A 21,418-nucleotide genomic window follows, 5' to 3' on the forward strand; every position below is an offset into this window, starting at 1 on the left:
TTCCGACGTCCCTTAATGCGTGCCTTCGTAGGCTTCTTCACCCTCTCCAAGGCTGTCCTTGTCGAGGTATTTGTTTTCGCTGCCCTGGCCTTCGACGAACTCCAGGAAGGAGCGGTAGAAGAAGGCGATAGCGTGCAGGAACACCAGGCCTGCAAAGGCGATCAGCAGGATTTTGAACAGGAAGTAGGCGTTGAATCCGTTGGGGCTGAAGCCGATGGTCTCCACGTTCCAGCGCAGGGCGCGGGATTTCATCACCAGCCGGTCAAGCGAGTCCGAAGCCGATGGTTTCGGCACGATCAGATGCCGCCACAGGAAGAACCAGCCGTACATCCACGTCAGAACCGCGGCGGGCATCATGAATAAGAGCGAACCGAGCATGTCGACCACCCGCTTGGCGCGGAAGCTGATGCCGGAATAGATCAGGTCCACCCGCACATGGCCGCCCTGCACGAAGGTGTAGGTCACGCAAAGACAGACCACCAAGGCGTTGTAAAACTTCAGTTCTTCTGCAAACCAGCTGATGTCCTGGCTGAACGGAATGCCAAAGCCGAAACTGATGTCGGGCCGCGCGAACACCCGCTGCATGAACACGATGATGATCTGCTGCAAGACCATCAAAAGGCCCGCCCAGGCAAAGAAGCGGCCGACGGTATTGGCCAGTCCCTCCAGCCCGCGGACCATGCCCCACATGAAGCCGCGGAAGTAGATGCCGACAGCGGTCAGCACCAGGAAGGCGGTGAAGATCACAAAGAAGAACTCGACCGAGCCGCCGTAATAGACGAAGCGCATGATCGAGGCCTTGTCGGACCAGTCGAGCCAGAGCTGCGGATGGGTTATGGCATAGCCGAAATTGTAAAAGGCGCCGGCGATGTTCTGGACCAGCCAGAGCAATCCGCCCGCTATGGCGCCGAAGAAGGTGAGGCCACTCTCTTCCTGCATGTTTCCCCCGGGGGTCTTTGCTGCGGCGGGTCAGGCGCGCGGCCCGTCGGCCGGCCTGTATCCCGCGTCACGCAACTGGAAAAGGATCCCCCGCGGCGCGCGCGGAGGATCCGGTTGATGCCGGTCAGGCAGATCAGCCGAGGACGCGGTCGCGCTGAACGCGGTAGGCGCCTTCGGATTTGGTGATCCAGCCGGAGGAGGCTTTCATCGACGCTTCGACGCTGCCGCGGATTTTTGCAAACAGCTCATCGCCCATGAACTCGTCCAGGGTTTCCTTGGTGGCTGCGCCGAAGGCATCCCAGACGCTGTCGGGGAATTCCAGGGTCTTCACGCCGCCGGACTGCAGGCGCTGCAGCGCTGCACCGTTGTTGTTCATGAACTGCGCCAGGCTCCACTGGTGGCCGGCGGCCGATGCCATCTCGATGATCTTCTGATGGGCAGGCGACAGGCCTTCGAAGACTTCGCGGTTGGTGGCAACCGACAGCGCCGCGCCCGGCTCGTGGAAGCCAGCGGTGTAGTAGGTCTTGGTGATTTCCTGGAAACCAGCCTTTTCGTCCGCCCAGGGGCCGATCCACTCGGTGCCGTCGATGGCGCCGGAGGACAGCGCCTGATACACTTCGGAGCCCGGGATGTTCTGCACGGACGCGCCCAGCTTGCCCAGAGCCTTGCCGCCCAGGCCCGGCATCCGGAATTTGAGGCCGTTGAAGTCCTCGGGGCCGTTGATTTCCTTGTTGAACCAGCCGCCGGACTGCGGGCCTGTGTTGCCGCCGATGAAGGACTTGAGGCCGAAGATCTGACCCAGTTCGTCATGCAGCGCTTGGCCGTCGCCGTGGTAGTACCAGTTGGTCAACTCCTGCGGGGTCATACCGAACGGCACGGCGGTGAAATACGCATAGCCCGGGTGCTGGCTGACGAAGTAATAGTCAGCGGCGTGGTACATGTCGGCCTGGCCCGCGGTCACGGCGTCGAACACTTCGAACGCGCCAACCAGCTCGCCTGCGGCTTTCACGTCAACGGTCAGGGTGCCGTCGGACATGGCAGTGATGGTGTCGGCCACAAACTGCGCCGAGTCATGCACACCTGCCAGACCGCGGCCCCAGGTGGTGACCATGGTCAGGGTGCGGTTGCCCTGGGCATAGGCCGGTGCCGCCAGGGTGCTGGCTGCTGCTGCGGACCCGCCCAGCGCGGATGTTTTCAAGAAAGAACGGCGATCCATTAATTATTCCTCCCATTATCAATTCGGATTGCCCCAGGTCCCCCCAAGGCGGATCGGTTCGAGTGCGGTCAGCCTAGCGGCGGTGAATTTTATGTGAATACCTAGTACTGCGTAGAACGGAACGTTTTTGCCGGTAATTGCAGCAAATCGCATGCATTTCATGCACGAAGCGAAAGGCACCCGGCTCCCGCAAGACGTGCAAACCACCCCTGCCCCTTTGATTCCTCTGGGCGGCTGCGCAATGATTCGGTACACGATTCTGACCCATTCCAGCGGAGTGCCCATGCGCCTGTTCCGTTCCTTGCTGCGCCCTGACTATGCGCAGAAACTGTCGCTGCTGATGACCCTGCCGCTGATTGTGGCGGGCACTGCGATTGCGCTGGTGGTGGGCTATCAGTCCCGCGCCCTGGCCGAACGCGAGATCCAGGCGCTGGAGCTGCAGCTGCTGGAGGCCAAGAAAGCGGAGCTGCGCAATTACGTGACCCAGGCGCGCAACGGCTTTGCCCACATCTATGGCCTGGCGGCGCCGGATGACGCAGAGGCCAAGGAGCAGGTGACCCAGATCCTGAGCGCGATGATCTACGGTAAGGACGGGTTCTTTTTCGTCTACGACTATGACGGCACCAACCTGGTGAGCCCGCGGCAAACCGAATACATCAACCGCAATTGGGCGGGTCTCACCGACAGCGCTGGCGTGCCGGTGGTAGACGAGTTTATCCGCCTGGCCCGCGACGGGGCTGGCTGGCACAGCTTCACTTGGGACAAACCCTCCACCGGGGAAGAGGCGCAAATGATCGCCTATGTGCTGGGGCTGCAGGACTGGCAGTGGGTGATCGGCACCGGCGTCTTCATCGACGATGTGCTGGCCTCGGTGGCCGCCTCTCGAGCGGAGGTGGAGGCCCGGGTGCGGCGCACGTTCTTGTATATCGGCGGCATCACCTTGGTGTCACTGGCGCTGGTCTTTGCTTCCGGCATGTTCCTGAACATCCGCGAGCGGCGGCTGGCGGACGCCAAGCTGAAGGAGCTGACCCAGCGGGTGTTCGACGCCCAGGAAGAAGAACGCGGCCGGGTAGCGCGGGAGCTGCATGACGGGATCAGCCAGCTCTTGGTCGGGGTGCGCTACGCGCTGGACAACACCCGCCGGCGCCTGTCGCGCGGCGATGGCGAAGGTGCGGCAGCCCCACTGGAAAAAGGCACAGAGAACCTGCTGACTGCCATTACCGAGGTGCGCCGGATCAGCCGCGACCTGCGCCCCGGCGTGCTGGACGATCTTGGCCTTGGGCCGGCGCTGAAGGCGTTGACCGATGACTTCGCCGTGCGCACCGGCATCGAGACCGAGTTCTCCACCGTCGTTTTCCGCAACCGTCTGGACCAGGATTCCAAGATTGCCCTTTACCGTATCGCACAGGAAGCGCTGACCAATATCGAGCGCCATGCGGAAGCGTCCAAGGTCAGCATCGACCTGCGCGGCCATACCCGCGGCGCCACCATGCGGATCTCCGATAACGGCCGCGGGCTGCCGCCGCGCGACGCCCGCACCGGGCCGGGGATCGGCCTTCGCAACATGCAGGAGCGGATTGAGCAGCTTGACGGCACCTTGCGCATTCTGTCATCACGGGGCACCCAGAGCGGCACCGTGATCGAGGCAAGCCTGCCCCTGAGCCACCTGCTGCCGCCGGGCGAGGAAGGCACACCAGCGCAATTGCCGTAAATCCTGGGGAGGATACGGCACCCTGCGCGGCCTTTGCAAAGTTCAACAACTGCCGTTGGGGGGATGATGGCGGATCCGGTGAAAGTTCTGATCGTGGATGACCACCCGATGGTGGCAGAGGGCATCCAGTCGATCCTGGAAAGCTATGACGATATCGAAGTTGTCGGCTCCCTGACTGACGGGCAGGATGCGGTGGACCGGATGGGCGGGCTGGCACCTGACGTGGTGCTGATGGACCTCAACATGCCCAAGCTCGGCGGCCTCAGCGCCACTGAGATCATCCTGGAGCAGCACCCCGGCACCCGCATCCTGATCCTGTCGATGCATGACAGCGCCGAATATATCTCCACCGCGCTCAGCCACGGGGCCATGGGCTATGTGCTGAAGGATGTGCCGACCGACGAGATCAAACAGGCCATTGACGCGGTGATGCAAGGCAAGACCTATCTGTGCACCGGCGCCGCAGGCTCGCTGAAACCCAAGGATGGCGATATCCGCGAGGCGCTGACGGGGCGTGAACAGACCATCCTGCTGGAACTGGCGCAGGGCAAGTCCAACAAGGAAGTCGCGCAAACGCTTGATATCTCCGTCAGGACCGTCGAGACCCACCGCAAGAACATCAAGCGCAAGCTGGGGATTTCCTCTACCGCCGGCCTCACCCGCTATGCGCTGGAGCATGGCGTGCTGCAGGGCACCGGCGCCGGGTTCTGACCGCCATCCAGATTTTCCTTTGTGATCCGCAGCCCCTGCCCTAGCCTTGCGCGTCAAGGAGCTGCGCCATGACAACAGACAAGCCCGCGATCCCCCCGCAGACCCAGGCCAAATGGCAGAGGGTGGTGGATCTGGTGGCAGAGCTGACCGATGTGCCCGCCGCGCTGATCATGGCAACGGTCGATCTGGATCACCGGGTCAAGGTTTCCAACACTTCAGAGAACAACCCCTATTATCCGGGCCGAAAATACCATCTGAACGAAAAGCTCTATTGCTTCGGTGTTTTTGAAAACGACGGCGAGCTGGTGGTCGAGGACGCCCAGTGCGAACCGCGCTGGCAGGACAACGAGGATATGGAGCACGCCATGTCCTTTTACATCGGCTATCCGATCAAATGGCCGGATGGAGAGGTTTACGGCACCATCTGCGTGCTCGACACCCGGCGCAACAAACGCGCGCTGATGTTCCGCAAAGGGCTGCAGGAGTTCTGCCGGGTGGTCGAGGGCGATCTGGCGCTGTTGCTGGAGGTGGCCCAGCGCAAGCAGGCGCAGGCAGAGCTGCGCGAGACGGTGCGGGCGCGGGAAGACACCATCAAGCGCCGCACCAAGGCGCTGGAGGAGGCCAACACCGCACTGCGGGTGCTGATCGACAACGTGGAGGCGTCGCGCCACGAGAGCGAGCAGCAGATCGTGCAGCAAATCAAGGGAATGGTGCTGCCCTATGTGGCCAAGCTCAGGCATCTGGATTCGGGCCGCGAGCTGCAGAGCGCCTATCTGATGATGATCGAGGACAATCTGAAGAACATCACCTCAGCGCTCTCGTCCAAGCTGGCACAGACGCTAGAGCAGCTGACGCCAGCGGAGACAGAGATCATGCAGCTGATCATGATGGGCCGCACCACCAAGGAAATCGCCGCCACCCTGGGACGCGAAACCAGCACCATCGACTTTCACCGCAACAACATCCGCCAGAAACTGGGTCTCAGCCGGCGCGAGAACCTGCGCCAGCATCTGATTGCGCTGAGTTCGGCGGAGTAGCCGCTAGTTCAGACTGCTGAGCAGTGCCTGCGACGGGTCACCGGTTGCCGGCAGGCCGCGGCTGGACTGGTAAGCGCTGATTGCCGCGCGGCTTTTCGGCCCCAGTACCCCATCTGCGCCACCGGTGTCGAAACCGCGCGCAGTCAGGCGTTTCTGCAGCAGGATGCGGTCGTCCTTGGTTAGCCCGTATTTGTCCGGCGGAAAGCTGGCGCGCAGCGGGGCGCCGCCGGCAATGCGGTCGGCCAGATGGCCCACACCGATCGCATAGGCATCCGAATTGTTGTAGCGCTTGATCACGTTGAAGTTGCTGGTGACGGTGAACACCGGCCCGCCCGGTTGCGGCTGCAGGCTGCGGCCCGAAGGGATGCCCGGCGCACCGGCCTCGCCGCCCCATTTCAGGCCGCGGGTCCAGCCGTTCCGTTGCAGATACGCGGCAGTGGAGGCAAGCGCGTCGGTCGGGTCCTCCGACCAGATGTCGCGGCGCCCGTCGCCGGTGAAATCCACCGCAAAGGCCTGATAGGAAGTCGGGATGAACTGGGTATGCCCCATGGCGCCCGCCCAGCTGCCGGTCATCCGCGCAGGTGCAATGTCACCGTTCTGCAGGATCTTCAGCGCCGCAATCAGCTGTTTTTCAAAAAACGCACCGCGCCGCCCGTCGTATGCCAGCGTCGAGGTGGCTGAGATCACCGGCACGTTGCCGCGGCGTTCACCGAAGAAACTCTCCAGCCCCCAGATCGCGCAGATGATTTCCGCATCGACGCCATAGCTGCGTTCCAGCGTGCGCAGGGTGGACTGGTGGCGGGCAAAGGCGGCACGGCCCTTGGCAAGGCGTTCGTCCGAGACGGCGATGGAGAGGTAATCCTCCAGCGAGCGCTTGAATTCGGTCTGATTCCGGTCGCGCTTGACGACGCCCGGCAGATAGCCCGCACCGCGGAAGGCGGCACGCAGGGTGGCGCTGGAAATGCCGCGGGCCTCTGCCCGAGTGCGGAAGGCGGCAACCCAGGCGTCATAGCCCGCATTAGGCACGGGCCGCAGGTCCGCAGGCAGGCCGGAGGTGCCGCTGGGCCCGCTGCCTGCCGGCACCGTGCTGCTGCAGGCGCTCAGCCCCAAGGCTGCAAGGCCAAATCCGAAATGACGCCGTGTGATGTTCATGCTCTCTGCCCGCTCCAATAGGTGATTAGCTGCCCGGTTCCGTCCGGATCCTTTGAAAACAGGCTGCCAGAAACCAGCAGATGCGCCAAGGCCCGGTTTTCCTCCACAGCAAGGACCCGCCGCTGGTACACGCGCACCCATTATGGGGACTACCCCCATATTCCCCCCACAATCTTCCGGGGCACCCCTTGGAGCCGTTGATGCCTAGCCTGTTTGCATCGCTGCGCCAAGGCGGCAGCCAGACAACAACAGGGAGACGGAACCAATGGATGAGCAAAAGAAAAACCTGAAACCGGCCAGGCTTGATGGCAGCAAGGATGATCTTGCCCCCGGCCTGTCCCGGCGCAGTTTCTTTGCGGCAGCGGGCGCGGCAGGCGTCGGAACAGCCGCCAGCCTGCTGGGCAGCACCAGCGCACATGCGCAATCAACCGACTGGCTGCAGCCCGGCAACAACAACCATGTAATTGATCTGCAGAACATGTCTGCCTTTGCGGATGGCGAGGTGAAGATCGATTTCTACGGCCATTGCGCTCTCAAGATCACCTCGCCCGGCGGCGCCTCCATCCTGTTCGATCCGTGGCGGGACGATCCCTCCGGTGCCTGGGGGCTTTGGTTCAAGCAGAAATTCCCGGAAACGCTGGTGGATATCACCATGTCCACCCATACCCATTTCGACCACGACGCCATCGACCGCCCGCAATCGACGATGGTGCTGGACCGGATGGTGGGCAGTTTCGAATTCGCGGACCTCAAGATCACCGGCTACGCCGACAAGCACGCCTGCGTGGCGCCGGGCTGGTACCCCTGGACCAACGCCCTGGCGGAATTCGGGGTTGAGGCCTGCCCGCCCAACAACCCGGGCCACATGGACATGGTGACCTATGTGGTGGAGACCGGCGGCATCCGCACCCTGATCTGGGGTGATAACCGGCCCGACCCGGCCGACGGGTTCTGGGACGCCATCGGGCGCATCGACGTGCTGACCCTGCCGGTCGACGGTTCCGAGCACATCCTGTCCTATGAGCAGGCCAACGCGCTGGTGGAACGGATCCAGCCCAAGGTGGTGATCCCCACCCATTACCTGTCGGAAACCACCACCTACACCCTGTCGACGCTGCAGCCCGCCGACACCTGGGTAAAGGACCAGAAAAGCTTCAAGATGCTGGACGGAGCCTCTCTTTCGCTGGCGGCGGCGGATGTGCAGGGGATGAATATGGAGTTTCTGTATTTCGGGCATAACGCGCTGACGGAGTAATCCTCGGCATTGCCGCAACATTGTTGTGCCCGTCCGGGCGCCCTCCCCCCGGGGCGCCCGTTTTGTCAGTCCCGCAGCGCGTCTGCGCGCAGGCCCTCGCGCTCGTAGTGGCGCGGCAGGACGCGGCCATAAAGCTGCCGGGTGCGTTCCACCCCGCCGCACATGCCCTCGGTCTCGACAAAGGAGAAGATGCCAACATACCGCCTGCGCGGGCCTTCCACCGGAGCCACCCTGTGCAAAGAGTAGCGGCCGCGGAAGATCTGCAGATCGCCCGGCTGCAGCACCAGCCTGCGCACCAGGGGCGAGCCGCCCGCCAGCACCCGCGCCACGCCGTCGTAGTTTTCATCCGTGGGTGTGCGCAGCATTGGCGCGTATTCGAAATCTCCACCCGCCTCGCCATTCTGGATCGCCAGCGTCACCGTGTAGTTGTTGGTGTCAAAATGCCAGGGGAAGCCGTCCCCCTCCTCCACCATGTTGATGATCACATCCGCCAGCGGATCGTCATAGCGGAAGAAACGGTCCTCCGGCTCCCCCAGCGCTTCGCGGATGAACGGCATGAAGCCTGGAAATTCATAGATTGACCGCAGCGGGCTGGCGGCGCCGAAATTGTCCGCAGGAATAAAGGCATTGGAGCGGTCGTAGAACTGGCGCACCGGGTGGGTTTCCGGCAGCGCCGGGTCGTCTTTGGAGAAATAGGCATTGGTGCGGCTGAACGATTTGTGCCCCTGAACTGCCACGGTATCAGCTTCGGCTGCCAGCCTAACGATGCCGTCCGGGTGCACAAATCCTGGCAAGACCGCGCAGCCGTCAGCCTCCAGCTCGCTTTGCACGTCCGCCATCATCCGCGCGTAGGCGGGCGAGCCGGGCCTGTCGATGGGATACCGGCCCAGATCCACCAGTTCTGCAAGTTCAGCCATGTTCATGTCCTTCCCTGTCGCCTCATTTAAGATCAGCTTGCCCGCTGGTTCCGGAGCGATCTGGCACAATCGGGACATGGGAACGCCGGTTTTGAACGAATCCACACCGGCACGCGCCGTCACTTTCGCGGAAATTTCGCCGCACCCCGGTCCGCAAGCAAGAAAATGTCCCTGAACCGGTGTTTTTTGACAGCTTTCGCGGTTGACGCCCCTGTCCGGCAGACATAATGTCGCCCGCAACGCAAGAAGGAGCCTGTGGCAGTGACCACCCTAGTCGTAATCGTAGGAACCAAGCGCATGGGCCGGTAACGGTAGACCATAATCGAACCCATGCGCCTCCGACCTGAAATCGGGGGCTTTTTTTATGCGTAACGGACGATGCCGCCAATTGGAGCAAAAAGCAGATGACACGTGAAATGACCGGCGCAAAGATGGTTGTCCAAGCCCTGAAGGACCAGGGTGTGGACGTAGTCTTCGGATACCCAGGCGGCGCCGTGCTGCCGATCTATGACGAGATCTTTCTGCAGAATGACATTCGTCACGTGCTGGTCCGCCATGAGCAAGGCGCGGTCCACGCCGCCGAAGGCTATGCCCGCTCCACCGGCAAGCCCGGTGTTGTCCTGGTGACCTCCGGCCCCGGTGCCACCAATGCGGTCACCGGCCTGACTGATGCGCTCTTGGATTCGATCCCGATTGTGGTTCTGACCGGCCAGGTGCCGACCTTCATGATCGGCTCCGACGCTTTCCAGGAGGCCGATACCGTCGGCATCACCCGCCCCTGCACCAAGCACAACTGGCTGGTCAAAGACACCGATGCGCTGGCAAGCACCCTGCATGAGGCCTTCCATGTCGCCAAATCCGGCCGTCCTGGCCCGGTTCTGGTGGACATCCCCAAGGACGTGCAGTTTGCCAATGGCAAGTACCAGGGGCCGAAGCCCTCGGCTTCGCATTACCAGCCGCAGGTCAAAGGCGACATGGAAGAGATCACCGAGCTGGTCGAGGCCATCGAGAAGGCCAAGCGCCCGGTGTTCTATACCGGCGGCGGCGTCATCAACTCCGGCACCGCGGCCAGCCAGCTGCTGCGCGAACTGGTTGATGCCACCGGCATTCCGGTCACCTCGACCCTGATGGGGCTTGGCGCCTATCCGGCCTCCGGCAAGAACTGGCTGGGGATGCTGGGCATGCACGGGCTTTATGAGGCCAACATGGCGATGCACGGCTGCGACCTGATGATCAACATCGGCGCCCGCTTCGATGACCGGATCACCGGCCGCATCGACGCCTTCAGCCCGAAATCGAAAAAGGCCCATATCGACATCGACCCCTCCTCGATCAACAAAGTGATCCGGGTCGACATTCCGATCGTCGGCGATGTGGCCCATGTTCTGGAGGACCTGCTGAAGGTCTGGAAATCGCGCGGCCGCAAGGTGAACCGTGAGGCGCTGGATAAATGGCACAAGCAGATCAACGAATGGCGCGCGGTGAACTGCCTGTCCTTCAAGAACTCGGAAAAGACCATCAAGCCGCAGTACGCGCTGCAGCGCCTGGAGGAGCTGACCAAGGGCCGTGACCGTTACGTCACCACCGAGGTCGGGCAGCACCAAATGTGGGCGGCGCAGTACCTGGGATTTGAGGATCCGAACCGCTGGATGACATCCGGCGGGCTTGGCACCATGGGCTATGGTTTCCCGGCTTCGATCGGCGCGCAAATGGCGCATCCGGACGCGCTGGTGATCAACGTCGCGGGCGAGGCATCCTGGCTGATGAACATGCAGGAAATGGGTACCGCGGTGCAGTTCCGCCTGCCGGTGAAGCAGTTCATCCTCAACAACGAGCGCCTGGGCATGGTGCGCCAGTGGCAGGAGCTGCTGCATGGCGAGCGTTACAGCCACAGCTGGTCCGAGGCGCTGCCTGATTTCGTGAAGCTCGCCGAGGCCTTCGGCTGCAAGGGCATCTGCGTCAGCGATCCTGCCGATCTGGATGATGCGATCATGGAAATGATCGACTACGACGGGCCGGTGATTTTCGACTGCCTGGTCGAGAAGCACGAGAACTGCTTCCCGATGATCCCGTCGGGCAAGGCGCATAACGAGATGCTCTTGGGCGAGGCCGAGACGCAGGGCGTCATCCAGGCCGGCGGCGCAGTGCTGGTGTAACCGCGGCGGCGCCGCAAATTTCTTCGAAGAAATTTGCCAGGAAAATTCGAATTTTCCTGGCAGCGACATACGAGAGGAAGACCACGAATGTCTGCCCTGCATATCAAAAAAGGCTCCAACCGCCATTCCGCCTACAACCTGCGCCCGACGTTCTCGGACGTGCAGGAGCGCCACACCATTGCGGTGCTGGTGGAAAACGAACCCGGCGTTCTAGCCCGGGTGATCGGCCTGTTTTCGGGCCGCGGCTACAATATCGAAAGCCTCACCGTGGCCGAGGTGGACCATACAGGCCACCTGTCGCGTATCACCATCGTCACCACCGGCACGCCGCAGGTGATCGAGCAGATCAAAGCGCAGCTGGGCCGGATCGTCTCGGTCCGTGACGTGCATGACCTGACGGTCGAAGGCGCAGCGGTGGAGCGTGAGCTGGCCATCCTCAAAGTGGCCGGCGAAGGCGACAAGCGCGTCGAAGCGCTGCGGCTGGCGGATATCTTCCGTGCCAATGTGGTCGACAGCACCCTGAACAGTTTTGTGTTTGAAATCACCGGCGCACCGGAAAAGATCGATGCCTTTGCCGATCTGATGCGCCCGCTGGGGCTGAGCGAAATTGCCCGCACCGGCGTTGCCGCCCTGCTGCGCGGGAACTGATCCTGGCACCGGCCCTTGAAGGGCCGGCGTTATCCTTGAATGTTGCGAAGCGGTGCGGAAACGCGCCGCTTTGCTGCTGCCTGCAGCGGGAAGGGAACGACTTTCTGCTCCTGGCTGCCGGCGTCAGCCGCCTTGCACTCTGCCGTTGCACTCAACCGGTCTGCCAGATCAGGGCTGCCCTGCTCCAGCACAATAGCGAGATTTTCAGCAACTCTGATATTGCCACTCAGGGTTACATCAAATTCAATCCAGTCCCCCGGATTGAGTTCAGCGCACTCTGTTCCAGCCTTGTTTGTATAAAAAGCAAGGTCCCCCTGGTCATCGCACCAGATCACGGCTTTGGTCAGGGGGGCGTCACTCCATAAAATGACTCCAATCATACCAGTCCTCGTATTGCCGCCCTCCAATTCTGAAGCAATTGAGCTGACGCCAACATGACAAAAAACGAGTCCCGCTGTTGCATTTTGTGTCAGTTCGGCTAGCCTCCTGACGTGAACTAGAGACACCCCTGACGCGATTTGGGTGCACAGACTGATGTGCTGATGCCTGAAACTGGCATAACCCACCGGTAAAAAGGGAAAATTCTACGTAAATGCCGAACCATCAGGACCCCGAATGAACAGCCAGAACCGCTCTCCAGCTGACCTGAGGAACATGTTTGGCGCGAACTTGCGTCAATTGGCGCGGCAATACCGGTCGATTTCAGAGCTGTCGCGCCAGCTCGGAATCAACCGCACGCAATTCAACCGGTACCTGTCTGGCGAGAGTTTTCCGCGCCCGGATATTCTCGACCGCATTTGCCGTTTCTTCGACGTGGACGCCCGTATCCTGCTGGATCCGGTGGATACGCTTTCAAAGGCGGGTCAGGTCGTAAACGGCGCGTTTCTGGCGGATTTCCTTGGCCATGGCGTTCAGCAGCTGACCGAGGAGTTTTTCCCTTCGGGGTTTTACCGTTTCACGCGCCGCAGTTTCATCAATGAAGAGAAATTCGTGATCGGCCTCGTCTACGTGTTCCGCACAGGGGGCGTCACCTATATCAAGGGGTTCGAGGCAAAGGAGGCGATGCTGAGCCAGGGTTTGCCGGCCAGCACCGGGGTGCGTGAGTTCCGCGGCTACGTCAGCGGCCACGAGGACGGCGTCGCCTTTGTCATTGCCCGGCGCAAGGCAATGACATACTCGTTCAACTACCTGGCGCGGGTGGCATCCCTGCAGAACAACTTCTGGTCCGGATATGTTGCCCGCACTGTCCGGGAGAGCGGTACCGGGGAGAGGGTGACGCGAATGGTCTATGAACACCTGGGCCGCGACACGTCCCAGGTTCTGGCCGCCGCGCGCAGCGCGGGATTTGCTGACGAGGATGCTCTGCTGCCCTTCCACCGCCGCCTGCTGAACACCACCCAGCCCTTCCGCTGACGCTAACCAGCGTCAGCCAGCCTGTAGATGTGCCAGGTGGCGTGGCCCAACAGCGGCAGCACCAGGAACAGTCCCAGGAACCATGGCAGCAGCGCTGCAAAGGTCAGAACCGCAATCAATCCTGCCCAGACCATCATCACTGCGAAGTTCTGCTGCACATACTGGAAACTGGTGATCATGGCGGTGACGAAATCCACCTCGCGGTCCAGGAGCAGTGGCAGCGCAATGACGGTGATCATGTAAAGAAGCAGGGCAAACAGTGCCCCCACCACGGTGCCGACTGCCAGCATGGTCAGCCCGTTGGCCGTCAGGAACACCTCTGCCGAGGTGGAGATATTGGTCATCGTCGCATTCCCCAGGAACAGGGCAAAGATCATGTGGCCGAGAAAGAACCAGAACAGGAACACCACCACGATGATGGCGCAGATCGACGGCAGTTGGCGGCGGCTTTGCTGCAGCACCACGCCCAGGATTCGGCCGACTGCGATCCCCCTGCCCTGTTCCAGCCGGTGCGACACCTCATAAAGGCCCACGGCAGCAAAGGGGCCGATCAGCGGGAAGCCGATGGCCGCCAGCACCAGCCAGTAGGTGGTGCCTGTGCGCACGGTGATCCAGGCCATCACCCATCCTGCCAGCACATAGACGGCAGCAAAGAACAGCCCGTATAGCGGCTTCCTGCGATAATCCGCCCAGCCCCGGCGCAGTGCCTCGAACAGCATCTGCGTCGTAACCGGCTGCAGCGGCGGCACACCAAAGGGCTTTTCAGGTGTCATGACGCTACTCCTCCCCTCAGGCAGGCCCGGTTTTCTGTCCTGTAACGGATGGCCTGCGTCCTTTTCAAAATGAAGCATCAAAAATGCTGCATTTGAGCCTAGCCGGGAAACCTTCGGAATAAAATGCTTTGCAGATGCATGATTTAGCTGCCGTCCCGCCCTTGGCAGTGCCAGCCCGAAACAAAAGGGGCAGCCCGCTCAGGCCGCCCCTCCTAGGTCCGCAAGATGCCCAAAGCGGGCATCAAATGGATCAATCCTCGGCCTGCGCGTCGGCGCGGCTCTTGCCGGACACGTTCAGCGCCAGGGTGGCGGCCATGAAGCCGTCCAGGTCCCCATCCAGCACGCCTTTGGTATCAGACGTCTCATGCTGGGTGCGCAGATCCTTCACCATCTGATAGGGCTGCAGAACATAGGAGCGGATCTGGTTGCCCCAGCCGGCATCGCCCTTGGCCTCATGCGCCTCGTTGATGGCTGCGTTGCGGCGGTCCAGTTCCTGCTGGTAGAGGCGCGATTTCAGCGCCTTCATGGCGATGTCGCGGTTCTGGTGCTGGGACTTCTCGGACGAAGTCACCACAATGCCGGTCGGGATGTGGGTGATCCGCACCGCCGAGTCAGTGGTGTTCACGTGCTGGCCGCCCGCGCCCGAGGAGCGGTAGGTGTCAACGCGGATATCAGAAGGGTTCACCTCGATCTCGATATTGTCGTCCACCACCGGATAGACCCAGACGGAGCTGAACGACGTGTGCCGCTTGGCCGCCGAGTCGTAGGGCGAAATCCGCACCAGCCGGTGCACGCCGCTTTCCGATTTCAGCCAGCCATAAGCGTTGTGGCCGGAAATCTTGTAGGCGGCGGATTTAATACCCGCCTCGTCACCTGCGCTTTCGGACTGCAGTTCGACCTTGTAGCCCTTTTTCTCTGCCCAGCGCACATACATCCGCGCCAGCATAGACGCCCAGTCGCAGCTCTCGGTGCCGCCGGCGCCTGCGTTGATTTCCAGGAAGGTGTCGTTGGCATCCGCCTCGCCGTCCAGGAGCGCTTCCAGCTCCTTTTCGGCCGCCTTGTCCTTGAGAGCCGCCAGCGCCGCCTCGGCATCCTTGATCACCTCGGCATCGTCTTCCATCTCGCCCAGTTCGATCAGCTCGATGTTGTCCGACAGATCCTGTTTGATGCCCTTGTAGGTATCAATGGAGTCCACCAGCGCCTGACGCTCGCGCATCAGCTTCTGTGCCGCCTCCGGATCGTCCCACAGGTTCGGGTCTTCGACCCGCGCGTTGAACTCCTCCAGCCGGTACTCGGCAGTTTCCCAGTTCAACCGCTGGGCCAGCAGCTCCAGCGATTTCTCGATGTCTGCGACGATATTCTGGGTTTCCGCGCGCATGGGAGGTCCTTGCAATCTGAGATCAGGCCTGCGTGATAAACCACCCTTGCGCCGCGGGCAAGCGGCCAGCATGTCCCGGCGGGCGCCAGGAGACACAGAAAATGCATCTTAAATGCCGCGCGTTATCCGATCCGGAAAATACGTGGAATTAACGCGGCCTGCCAAACCCTGAAAGCTGAAACGCGCGGTCAGCCTGCGCTGCCGAGTACTTGGGGAACTAGGATTATGCCCAGCGGATATCTTGTCCAGCTTGGAGACGGGTCGCTCGATCACGGCGATACCATCACGTCCACCTATTCCTCCTTTACCACCGACCAGAACCTGGGGGCCGGCAATTGGAGCTGGAGCGGGACGCACGGCGGCACGCCCTATTCCAACGAGGTGGAACCAGGCGTCTACTATCTGGCGACCAACGGCAACGTCTATTTCGTTCCGGACTACGGTCCGGTCGACTCGGTCAGTTCCGCCAGCGCAGACAGCCCGCCTGCCTATTCCGACACCGATGGCGAGGTTGAGGGCACCAGCGGCTCCGACACCATCGATAGCAGCTATTCCGATGCGGACGGCGACCAGATCGACAATGGCAACGGCGGCGGTGCCTCCGGCAACCAGGACACGGTGGAGGCCGGTGCGGGCGACGATACCGTGGATGCAGGCGCTGACAACGACATGGTGTTCGGCGGCTCCGGCGGCGACAGCCTGGCAGGCGGCAGCGGCGGCGACACGATCTATGGCGACAGCAGCAGCGAAGCAGGTCTGACAGAATCCGACCAAAGCATCGGCAATTCAAACGTCACCGACACCAGCAGCGGCTTCACCGTCACCGCCAGGGACCTGTCCGGCACCGCAAACGCCGCCAACATCGACTATTACGACGGCGGCTTTGGTGTCGCCGGTGCGATCTCCGATTCAGACAGCTCGGTGGACGCGCAAATCGGCTACGACAAGGCTTCGGGAATATCCGAAGAAATTATCGTCGACTTCGATCAGGATACAGACGACGTCAGCTTTTCCTTCAAACACCTTTATACTGACACCTACGGCGAAGAGGGCCATTGGGCGATTTACAAGGACGGCGCCCTTGTCGCTGAGGGCGACTTCACGGAGACCACGCCAGGCTCAGGCACCGGCACCATCGACATCAACGGCTACGGTGATTTCGACCAGCTGGTGCTGTCCGCCAACCTGCAGACCGATGGCACCGACGGCTCTGACTATATGGTCACAGATGTCACCTTCACCGTTCCGCCGGAAGACCCTGCGGATGGGGATGACAGTATCGACGGCGGCGACGGCGATGACGTGATTTATGGCCAAGGCGGCGACGATACCCTGGTGGGGGGCAGCGGGGCTGATACGCTGGACGGCGGTGCGGGCGACGACAGTATTGTTGCAGGAGAAGGAGACTCCGCCAGCGGTGGCGCTGGCGACGATTACTTTACAATCGAAGACACGGGCGACAGCGGCAGCAACGATGTCACCATCACCGGCGGGGATGACGGTGAAACCTCGGGCGACACGCTGGATTTCAACGGCCAGCTGGACAAGGGCACGCTGGTCATCACCGATGACACCGGCGGCAGCAAGACCGGCAGCGCCAAATTGCTGGACGGAAGCACGGTCTATTTCTCCGGCATCGAAAACATCATCTGCTTTACTGCAGGCACACGTGTCGCCACGCCTGCGGGCCTGCGCCGCATCGAAACACTGCGCCTGGGCGATCTGGTGATGACCCGCGACAACGGCATGCAGCCGGTGCGCTGGATCAGCCAGTCAACGGTCCCGGCCCAGGGCAACCTCGCGCCGGTCCGCATAAAGGCCGGCCAGTTCGGGGCGGAGCGCGACCTCTTGGTCTCGCCGCAGCACCGGATGCTGTTCTCCGGTTCACAGGCCAGCCTGCTGTTCGGTGCAAGCGAGGTTCTGGTCTCTGCCGTGCATATGCTGAACGACCGCTCTATCCGGCGGGAGCCGGGCGGCACGGTGACCTATGTGCATGTGCTGTTCGGCCAGCATGAGATCATCTATGCCGAAGGCGCCGCCTCCGAGAGCTTCCACCCGGGCATTCAGGCTGTCTCAGCGCTGGAGGAACCGGTGCGCGAGGAACTGTTCCGCATCATGCCGGATCTGCGCTGGCACAGCGGCGAAGGCGGACGAACCGCCCGCCTCTGCGCCTCGCGCCATGAGGCCGCGCTGCTGCTGCCGCGCGCGCCGCAGGATCAGTAAAGCCCGCCGGAACTGACTGTGCCGAAGGTCGCCTTGGGCCCCAGAACGGCCGTGCCGCCGCTGGAGGTGGTGACCTGACGGCCGGACTGCTGAACTTCCTCGATCAGCGGCAGGTTCGACCCCATCGCAAAACCGCCATCATAGGTCAGGCCGAAGATCGGCTCCGCCCCGTCGCGGAAGTATTCCGCCACCACATAGGCGCCAGAAGCGCCATCAGGCAGGCGTGCGCCGGTGTAGCGGTCGATCTTGATGAAATGGCCGCCTTCCGGCACCTCGAATGGGCCGCCGCCGAATTTCTCGGTCGCCTTCTTCATGAACTGCTGGAACACCGGACCGCACATGGTGCCGCCATAGGCGCCGCGGCCCATCGGGCGGGGCTGGTCAAAGCCCATGTAGCAGCCGGCCACGATGTTGGAGGTGAAGCCGACAAACCAGACATCGCGGGAATCGTTGGTGGTGCCGGTCTTCCCCGCGGTGGGCACCGGCAGGTTGATCACGCTCGACGCAGTGCCGCGGTCAACCACGCCCTTCAGCATCGAGGTCAGCTGGTAGGCGGTGATCGGATCCATCACCTGCTCGCGGTCGGTGACAATACGCGGCGCCTGACCGGGCGCCAGCGTGGGATCGGAGCAGTCCACACAGTTGCGGTCATCATGGCGGTAGATGGTCTTGCCGAACCGGTCCTGCACCCGGTCTACCAGCGTCGGCTGCACCCGCTCGCCGCCGTTGGCGAACATCGCGTAGGCGGCCACCATCTTGTAGAGCGTGGTTTCCTCTGCGCCCAGCGAGTTGGCCAGGAATGGGCCCATATTATCATAGACGCCGAACCGTTCGGCGTAGCCCGCCACAACCGGCATCCCGACCTCCTGTGCCAGACGGATAGTCATCAGGTTCCGGCTCATCTCGATGCCGGTGCGCAGCGGCGTCGGCCCGTAGAACTTGTTGGTGGAGTTCTTGGGCCGCCACAGGCCCTGCGGCGTGTTGATTTCGATCGGGGCGTCGACGACGATGGTCGCGGGGCTGTACCCGCTGTCCAGCGCTGCCGCATAGACAAACGGTTTGAAGCTGGAGCCGGGCTGCCGCATCGCCTGGGTCGCGCGGTTGAACACCGAATGCTGGTAGGAGAAGCCGCCCTGCATCGCCAGAACCCGGCCGGAGTTCACGTCCATCGCAACAAAGCCGCCCTGGACCTCAGGCACCTGCCGCAGCGACCAGTGGCTGAAGGCGTCATCCTTCTTCTCGGCCCGCACCAGCACCACGTCGCCGCGGGCAAAGTTGTCGGCAAAACTGCCCTTCATCCACTTGATGTCGGAACGCGGCACCGACCCGGTGCCTTCACTGTGCTCAACACCGACGGTCAGGCGCTCGCCGCCAACTTCCAGCACCACCGCCGGATACCAGCGCCCGCCGAGCACGACATCGCGGGACACCTCGGTGTTTGCCAGCGCCGCACGCCAGGTGGCCTCGTCCTTCAGCTGTTCCTCTTCCAGCTTGATGCCGGTGCCGCGCCAGATCCCGCGGGAGCGGTCGTATTTCTCCAGGCCGCCGCGCATCGCCAGCGCTGCCTCGGCCTGCATGTCATGGTCGATGGTCGCGCGCACCGTAAAGCCGCCGGTGAAGAACTCGCCCTCGCCGAAGTCCTCGGTCAGTTGGCGGCGGATTTCATCGGTGAAGTAATCGCGCGGCGGCAGCGTGGTGCGGAAACCCTCGAAATCGCCGTTTTGGACAGACCGAAGCGGCTGTGCCACCTCGACCTCATACAAGTCCTTGGAGATATAACCGTTCTCGCGCATCTCCCGCAGCACGTAGTTGCGCCGCGCCAGCAGGCGCTCCTTCTGGCGCACCGGATGGTAATCGGACGGCGCCTTGGGCATCGAGGCCAGCGTCGCCGCCTCATGCGGTTCCAGCTCACCTAGGGTCTTGTTGAAATAGGTCTGCGCCGCTGCCGTCACGCCATAGGAGTTCTGGCCGAGAAAAATCTCGTTCAGGTACAGCTCCAGAATGCGTTCCTTGTCGAGCGTTTCCTCCAGCCGGGTGGCGAGGATGATCTCCTTGATCTTGCGCTCGGCCCGGCGGTCGCCGGACAACAGGAAGTTCTTCATCACCTGCTGAGTGATGGTGGACGCGCCGCGCACGTTCTGCCCGCGCGAGCGCACCGCTTCGATCGCCGCCGCGGCGATGCCGCGGGCGTCATAGCCGGAATGGCTGTAGAAGTTCTTGTCTTCCGCCGAGATAAAGGCCTGTTTCACCAGGTCCGGGATCTCATGCGACGGGGTGAACAGGCGCCGTTCCTTGGCGAATTCATCAATCAGGTGCCCCTCGCCCGAATAAATCCGGCTGATCGTCGGCGGCTGGTACTGGGCCAGCGATTCATGGCTCGGCAAGTCGCGCCCGTAGATCCAGAACACCGCCCCGATGGTCAGCGCCACCATCGCCACGCCAAGGGTGATGGTGCTGAAGATGGAACCGAAGAAAGAGAATATGAACCTGAGCACGGATGTTGGCCTTTCACGCGGGGTGCCGCCTATATAGGGACGGCAAGCGCCCGCGTCAAAACGGGAAACGGAGGAGATGCGCCGGGGAAGGTGGGAAAATCCTAGCAGATTTCACCCCATCCAGCCCCGATTTGCAGGTGACCCGCCGATTCAGGCGCAAATACGCCTACTGCCGCACCAGCGCCCGGCGGGCATCATCCTGCGCGCGCCAGGCGATCAGCCCGTTGAGAATGCCGCGTGCCGCTTTGGCCCGCCACTCTGCGTCCACCAGATTCTTGATATCGCGCTTGCTGGACAGAAACCCAAGCTCCACCAGAACAGATGGGATATCAGCGGATTTCAGCACCGAAAACCCGGCAGAGCGCAGCGGCCTGTTGTTGATCGGCCGCCCCTGCGCCCGCAGCCCGTCTATCAGCGCCGCCGCCAGCGCGTCACTGCGCGGCTGGGTTTCCTGACGGGCCAGGTCCAGCATCACAGCCGTCACGCCGTCGTCAGCCTGACTGAGGTCGGTGCCAGAGAGCAGGTCACCGCGCAGATGCCGTTCCGCCAGCTTGGCCGAGGCTGCATCAGAGGCTTCCTTGGACAGGGTATAAACCGTAGACCCATGCGCGCGGCCTTCGGAGATTGTGTCCGCATGCAGCGAGATGAACACATCCGCCCCGGCCTGATGCGCCATTGCGATGCGCCGCTCCAGCGAGACAAAGTAATCGTCATCGCGGGTCATCTGCACGGTGAACTGGCCGGACCGCACCAGCGCCTCTCCCAGTTCGCGGGCGAATTGCAGCATCAGGTGCTTTTCGACGACCACCTCCGTCTCGGCACCCGGATCAATGCCGCCGTGGCCCGGATCCAGCATCACCAGCAGCGGCGCGTTCTCATCCCGCTCCGCGTTGGCCTCCATGGTCTCCGGTGCGGGCAGGTCCCAGCGCGGGTCCTGCGGCGCCCCGGCGCTGGCGGCAAACTCCTCCGCTGCGGCCTGTTCCAGCGCAACTGTCAGTGTTGCGGCCGCTGTCACCTGATCAACCGACAAAGCGGCAGAGGCCACATTCATCGGTTCCGCCAGCTGCAGCACCAGCCGCGACCAGCCGGGAACATAAGTGCCGAATTGCGCCGCGGTGACCTTTTCCCCCTTCAGCAGCTTCTCTGCCGTCAGCCCGGTCCAGTCGACCTCCTGGAAATCCAAAACCAAACGCGGCGGCTCCGTCAGGGTGAACAGCCGGTACGGCACCCCCTGGCTGAGGCCCAGGGTGATCTCAGCCCCCTGCCCGGCGTCCCGCACATGGCTGGCGCCGGCGTCAATGCGCGCCAGGCCGCTGAAGCTGCTGCCGGACTGCGCCCAGGCGCTTGCCGCCAAGGCCCAGATCAATGCGGTGAGTGTGATCAGTCTGCCCATA

Annotated in this window: 17 protein-coding genes; 8 read left to right on the top strand and 9 right to left on the bottom strand. The window is 62.4% G+C overall.

Annotated features, from left to right (window positions below):
- Positions 1-12: 12 nt before the first annotated feature.
- Together A9D60_RS20430 and A9D60_RS20435 are read right to left on the bottom strand one after the other, a co-directional pair.
- Positions 13-939 (bottom strand): TRAP transporter small permease subunit, encoded by a 927-nt coding sequence (locus tag A9D60_RS20430; protein WP_065269300.1) that lies wholly within the window; start codon positions 937-939, stop codon positions 13-15.
- A gap of 133 nt (positions 940-1,072) precedes the next feature.
- A complete protein-coding gene (locus A9D60_RS20435) occupies positions 1,073-2,155 on the bottom strand; it encodes a TRAP transporter substrate-binding protein (protein ID WP_065269301.1) in 1,083 nt (360 codons plus the stop codon).
- A gap of 283 nt (positions 2,156-2,438) precedes the next feature.
- On the opposite strand from A9D60_RS20435, the gene A9D60_RS20440 reads away from it, so the two are divergent.
- From A9D60_RS20440 to A9D60_RS20450, 3 genes are all read left to right on the top strand, one after another.
- A complete protein-coding gene (locus A9D60_RS20440; protein WP_065269428.1) occupies positions 2,439-3,866 on the top strand; it encodes a cache domain-containing protein in 1,428 nt (475 codons plus the stop codon).
- Positions 3,867-3,932: 66 nt separating this feature from the next.
- Positions 3,933-4,577: a response regulator transcription factor gene (locus tag A9D60_RS20445; RefSeq protein WP_065269429.1), complete on the top strand. Its 645-nt coding sequence runs from the start codon at positions 3,933-3,935 to the stop codon at positions 4,575-4,577.
- 68 nt (positions 4,578-4,645) lie between these two features.
- On the top strand, positions 4,646-5,614 hold the full coding sequence (locus tag A9D60_RS20450) for a LuxR C-terminal-related transcriptional regulator (protein WP_065269302.1): 969 nt from the start codon (positions 4,646-4,648) through the stop codon (positions 5,612-5,614).
- Positions 5,615-5,617: 3 nt separating this feature from the next.
- Here the strand turns inward: A9D60_RS20450 and A9D60_RS20455 are convergent, their stop codons facing one another.
- Entirely contained in the window at positions 5,618-6,766 is a 1,149-nt protein-coding gene (locus A9D60_RS20455; RefSeq protein WP_065269303.1) for a lytic murein transglycosylase, read from the bottom strand.
- A 265-nt stretch (positions 6,767-7,031) separates the two neighbouring features.
- On the opposite strand from A9D60_RS20455, the gene A9D60_RS20460 reads away from it, so the two are divergent.
- Positions 7,032-8,021, top strand: coding sequence for an MBL fold metallo-hydrolase (locus A9D60_RS20460; protein WP_065269304.1), 990 nt, complete (start codon positions 7,032-7,034; stop codon positions 8,019-8,021).
- Positions 8,022-8,086: 65 nt separating this feature from the next.
- Here A9D60_RS20460 and A9D60_RS20465 read toward each other — a convergent pair whose 3' ends face one another.
- On the bottom strand, positions 8,087-8,938 hold the full coding sequence (locus A9D60_RS20465; protein WP_065269430.1) for a HalD/BesD family halogenase: 852 nt from the start codon (positions 8,936-8,938) through the stop codon (positions 8,087-8,089).
- A 404-nt stretch (positions 8,939-9,342) separates the two neighbouring features.
- On the opposite strand from A9D60_RS20465, the gene A9D60_RS20470 reads away from it, so the two are divergent.
- Both A9D60_RS20470 and ilvN read left to right on the top strand, forming a co-directional pair.
- Positions 9,343-11,094 (top strand): acetolactate synthase 3 large subunit, encoded by a 1,752-nt coding sequence (locus A9D60_RS20470; RefSeq protein ID WP_065269305.1) that lies wholly within the window; start codon positions 9,343-9,345, stop codon positions 11,092-11,094.
- Between the two features lie 87 nt (positions 11,095-11,181).
- Positions 11,182-11,742: an acetolactate synthase small subunit gene (gene ilvN / locus A9D60_RS20475; protein ID WP_065269306.1), complete on the top strand. Its 561-nt coding sequence runs from the start codon at positions 11,182-11,184 to the stop codon at positions 11,740-11,742.
- Between the two features lie 29 nt (positions 11,743-11,771).
- Here the strand turns inward: ilvN and A9D60_RS20480 are convergent, their stop codons facing one another.
- A complete protein-coding gene (locus A9D60_RS20480) occupies positions 11,772-12,122 on the bottom strand; it encodes a hypothetical protein (protein WP_065269307.1) in 351 nt (116 codons plus the stop codon).
- 235 nt (positions 12,123-12,357) lie between these two features.
- On the opposite strand from A9D60_RS20480, the gene A9D60_RS20485 reads away from it, so the two are divergent.
- Entirely contained in the window at positions 12,358-13,155 is a 798-nt protein-coding gene (locus A9D60_RS20485; RefSeq protein WP_083194284.1) for a helix-turn-helix domain-containing protein, read from the top strand.
- A 2-nt stretch (positions 13,156-13,157) separates the two neighbouring features.
- Here A9D60_RS20485 and A9D60_RS20490 read toward each other — a convergent pair whose 3' ends face one another.
- Entirely contained in the window at positions 13,158-13,928 is a 771-nt protein-coding gene (locus tag A9D60_RS20490; protein WP_065269308.1) for a DUF2189 domain-containing protein, read from the bottom strand.
- Positions 13,929-14,178: 250 nt separating this feature from the next.
- Complete coding sequence (gene prfB, locus A9D60_RS20495) at positions 14,179-15,306, bottom strand: peptide chain release factor 2 (protein ID WP_065269309.1); 1,128 nt, start codon at positions 15,304-15,306, stop codon at positions 14,179-14,181.
- Positions 15,307-15,531: 225 nt separating this feature from the next.
- Between prfB and A9D60_RS20500 the strand changes: the two genes are divergently transcribed.
- Positions 15,532-17,529 (top strand): Hint domain-containing protein, encoded by a 1,998-nt coding sequence (locus A9D60_RS20500; RefSeq protein ID WP_065269310.1) that lies wholly within the window; start codon positions 15,532-15,534, stop codon positions 17,527-17,529.
- On the opposite strand, the gene A9D60_RS20505 is transcribed toward A9D60_RS20500, so the two are convergent.
- Complete coding sequence (locus tag A9D60_RS20505) at positions 17,523-20,024, bottom strand: penicillin-binding protein 1A (RefSeq protein WP_065269311.1); 2,502 nt, start codon at positions 20,022-20,024, stop codon at positions 17,523-17,525. The genes A9D60_RS20500 and A9D60_RS20505 overlap by 7 nt on opposite strands.
- 166 nt (positions 20,025-20,190) lie before the next feature.
- On the bottom strand, positions 20,191-21,417 hold the full coding sequence (locus A9D60_RS20510; protein ID WP_065269312.1) for an N-acetylmuramoyl-L-alanine amidase: 1,227 nt from the start codon (positions 21,415-21,417) through the stop codon (positions 20,191-20,193).
- Position 21,418: the final 1 nt, after the last annotated feature.

The sequence above is a fragment of the Leisingera sp. JC1 genome (assembly GCF_001679925.1).
Lineage (GTDB): Bacteria > Pseudomonadota > Alphaproteobacteria > Rhodobacterales > Rhodobacteraceae > Leisingera.

Excerpts from the sequence above, each read along its gene's own strand:
- A9D60_RS20430 (WP_065269300.1), bottom strand. The coding sequence starts at position 939 with ATGCAGGAAGAGAGTGGCCTCACCTTCTTCGGCGCCATAGCGGGCGGA.
- A9D60_RS20435 (WP_065269301.1), bottom strand. The coding sequence starts at position 2,155 with ATGGATCGCCGTTCTTTCTTGAAAACATCCGCGCTGGGCGGGTCCGCA.
- A9D60_RS20440 (WP_065269428.1), top strand. The coding sequence starts at position 2,439 with ATGCGCCTGTTCCGTTCCTTGCTGCGCCCTGACTATGCGCAGAAACTG.
- A9D60_RS20445 (WP_065269429.1), top strand. The coding sequence starts at position 3,933 with ATGGCGGATCCGGTGAAAGTTCTGATCGTGGATGACCACCCGATGGTG.
- A9D60_RS20450 (WP_065269302.1), top strand. The coding sequence starts at position 4,646 with ATGACAACAGACAAGCCCGCGATCCCCCCGCAGACCCAGGCCAAATGG.
- A9D60_RS20455 (WP_065269303.1), bottom strand. The coding sequence starts at position 6,766 with ATGAACATCACACGGCGTCATTTCGGATTTGGCCTTGCAGCCTTGGGG.
- A9D60_RS20460 (WP_065269304.1), top strand. The coding sequence starts at position 7,032 with ATGGATGAGCAAAAGAAAAACCTGAAACCGGCCAGGCTTGATGGCAGC.
- A9D60_RS20465 (WP_065269430.1), bottom strand. The coding sequence starts at position 8,938 with ATGGCTGAACTTGCAGAACTGGTGGATCTGGGCCGGTATCCCATCGAC.
- A9D60_RS20470 (WP_065269305.1), top strand. The coding sequence starts at position 9,343 with ATGACACGTGAAATGACCGGCGCAAAGATGGTTGTCCAAGCCCTGAAG.
- ilvN (WP_065269306.1), top strand. The coding sequence starts at position 11,182 with ATGTCTGCCCTGCATATCAAAAAAGGCTCCAACCGCCATTCCGCCTAC.
- A9D60_RS20480 (WP_065269307.1), bottom strand. The coding sequence starts at position 12,122 with ATGATTGGAGTCATTTTATGGAGTGACGCCCCCCTGACCAAAGCCGTG.
- A9D60_RS20485 (WP_083194284.1), top strand. The coding sequence starts at position 12,358 with ATGAACAGCCAGAACCGCTCTCCAGCTGACCTGAGGAACATGTTTGGC.
- A9D60_RS20490 (WP_065269308.1), bottom strand. The coding sequence starts at position 13,928 with ATGACACCTGAAAAGCCCTTTGGTGTGCCGCCGCTGCAGCCGGTTACG.
- prfB (WP_065269309.1), bottom strand. The coding sequence starts at position 15,306 with ATGCGCGCGGAAACCCAGAATATCGTCGCAGACATCGAGAAATCGCTG.
- A9D60_RS20500 (WP_065269310.1), top strand. The coding sequence starts at position 15,532 with ATGCCCAGCGGATATCTTGTCCAGCTTGGAGACGGGTCGCTCGATCAC.
- A9D60_RS20510 (WP_065269312.1), bottom strand. The coding sequence starts at position 21,417 with ATGGGCAGACTGATCACACTCACCGCATTGATCTGGGCCTTGGCGGCA.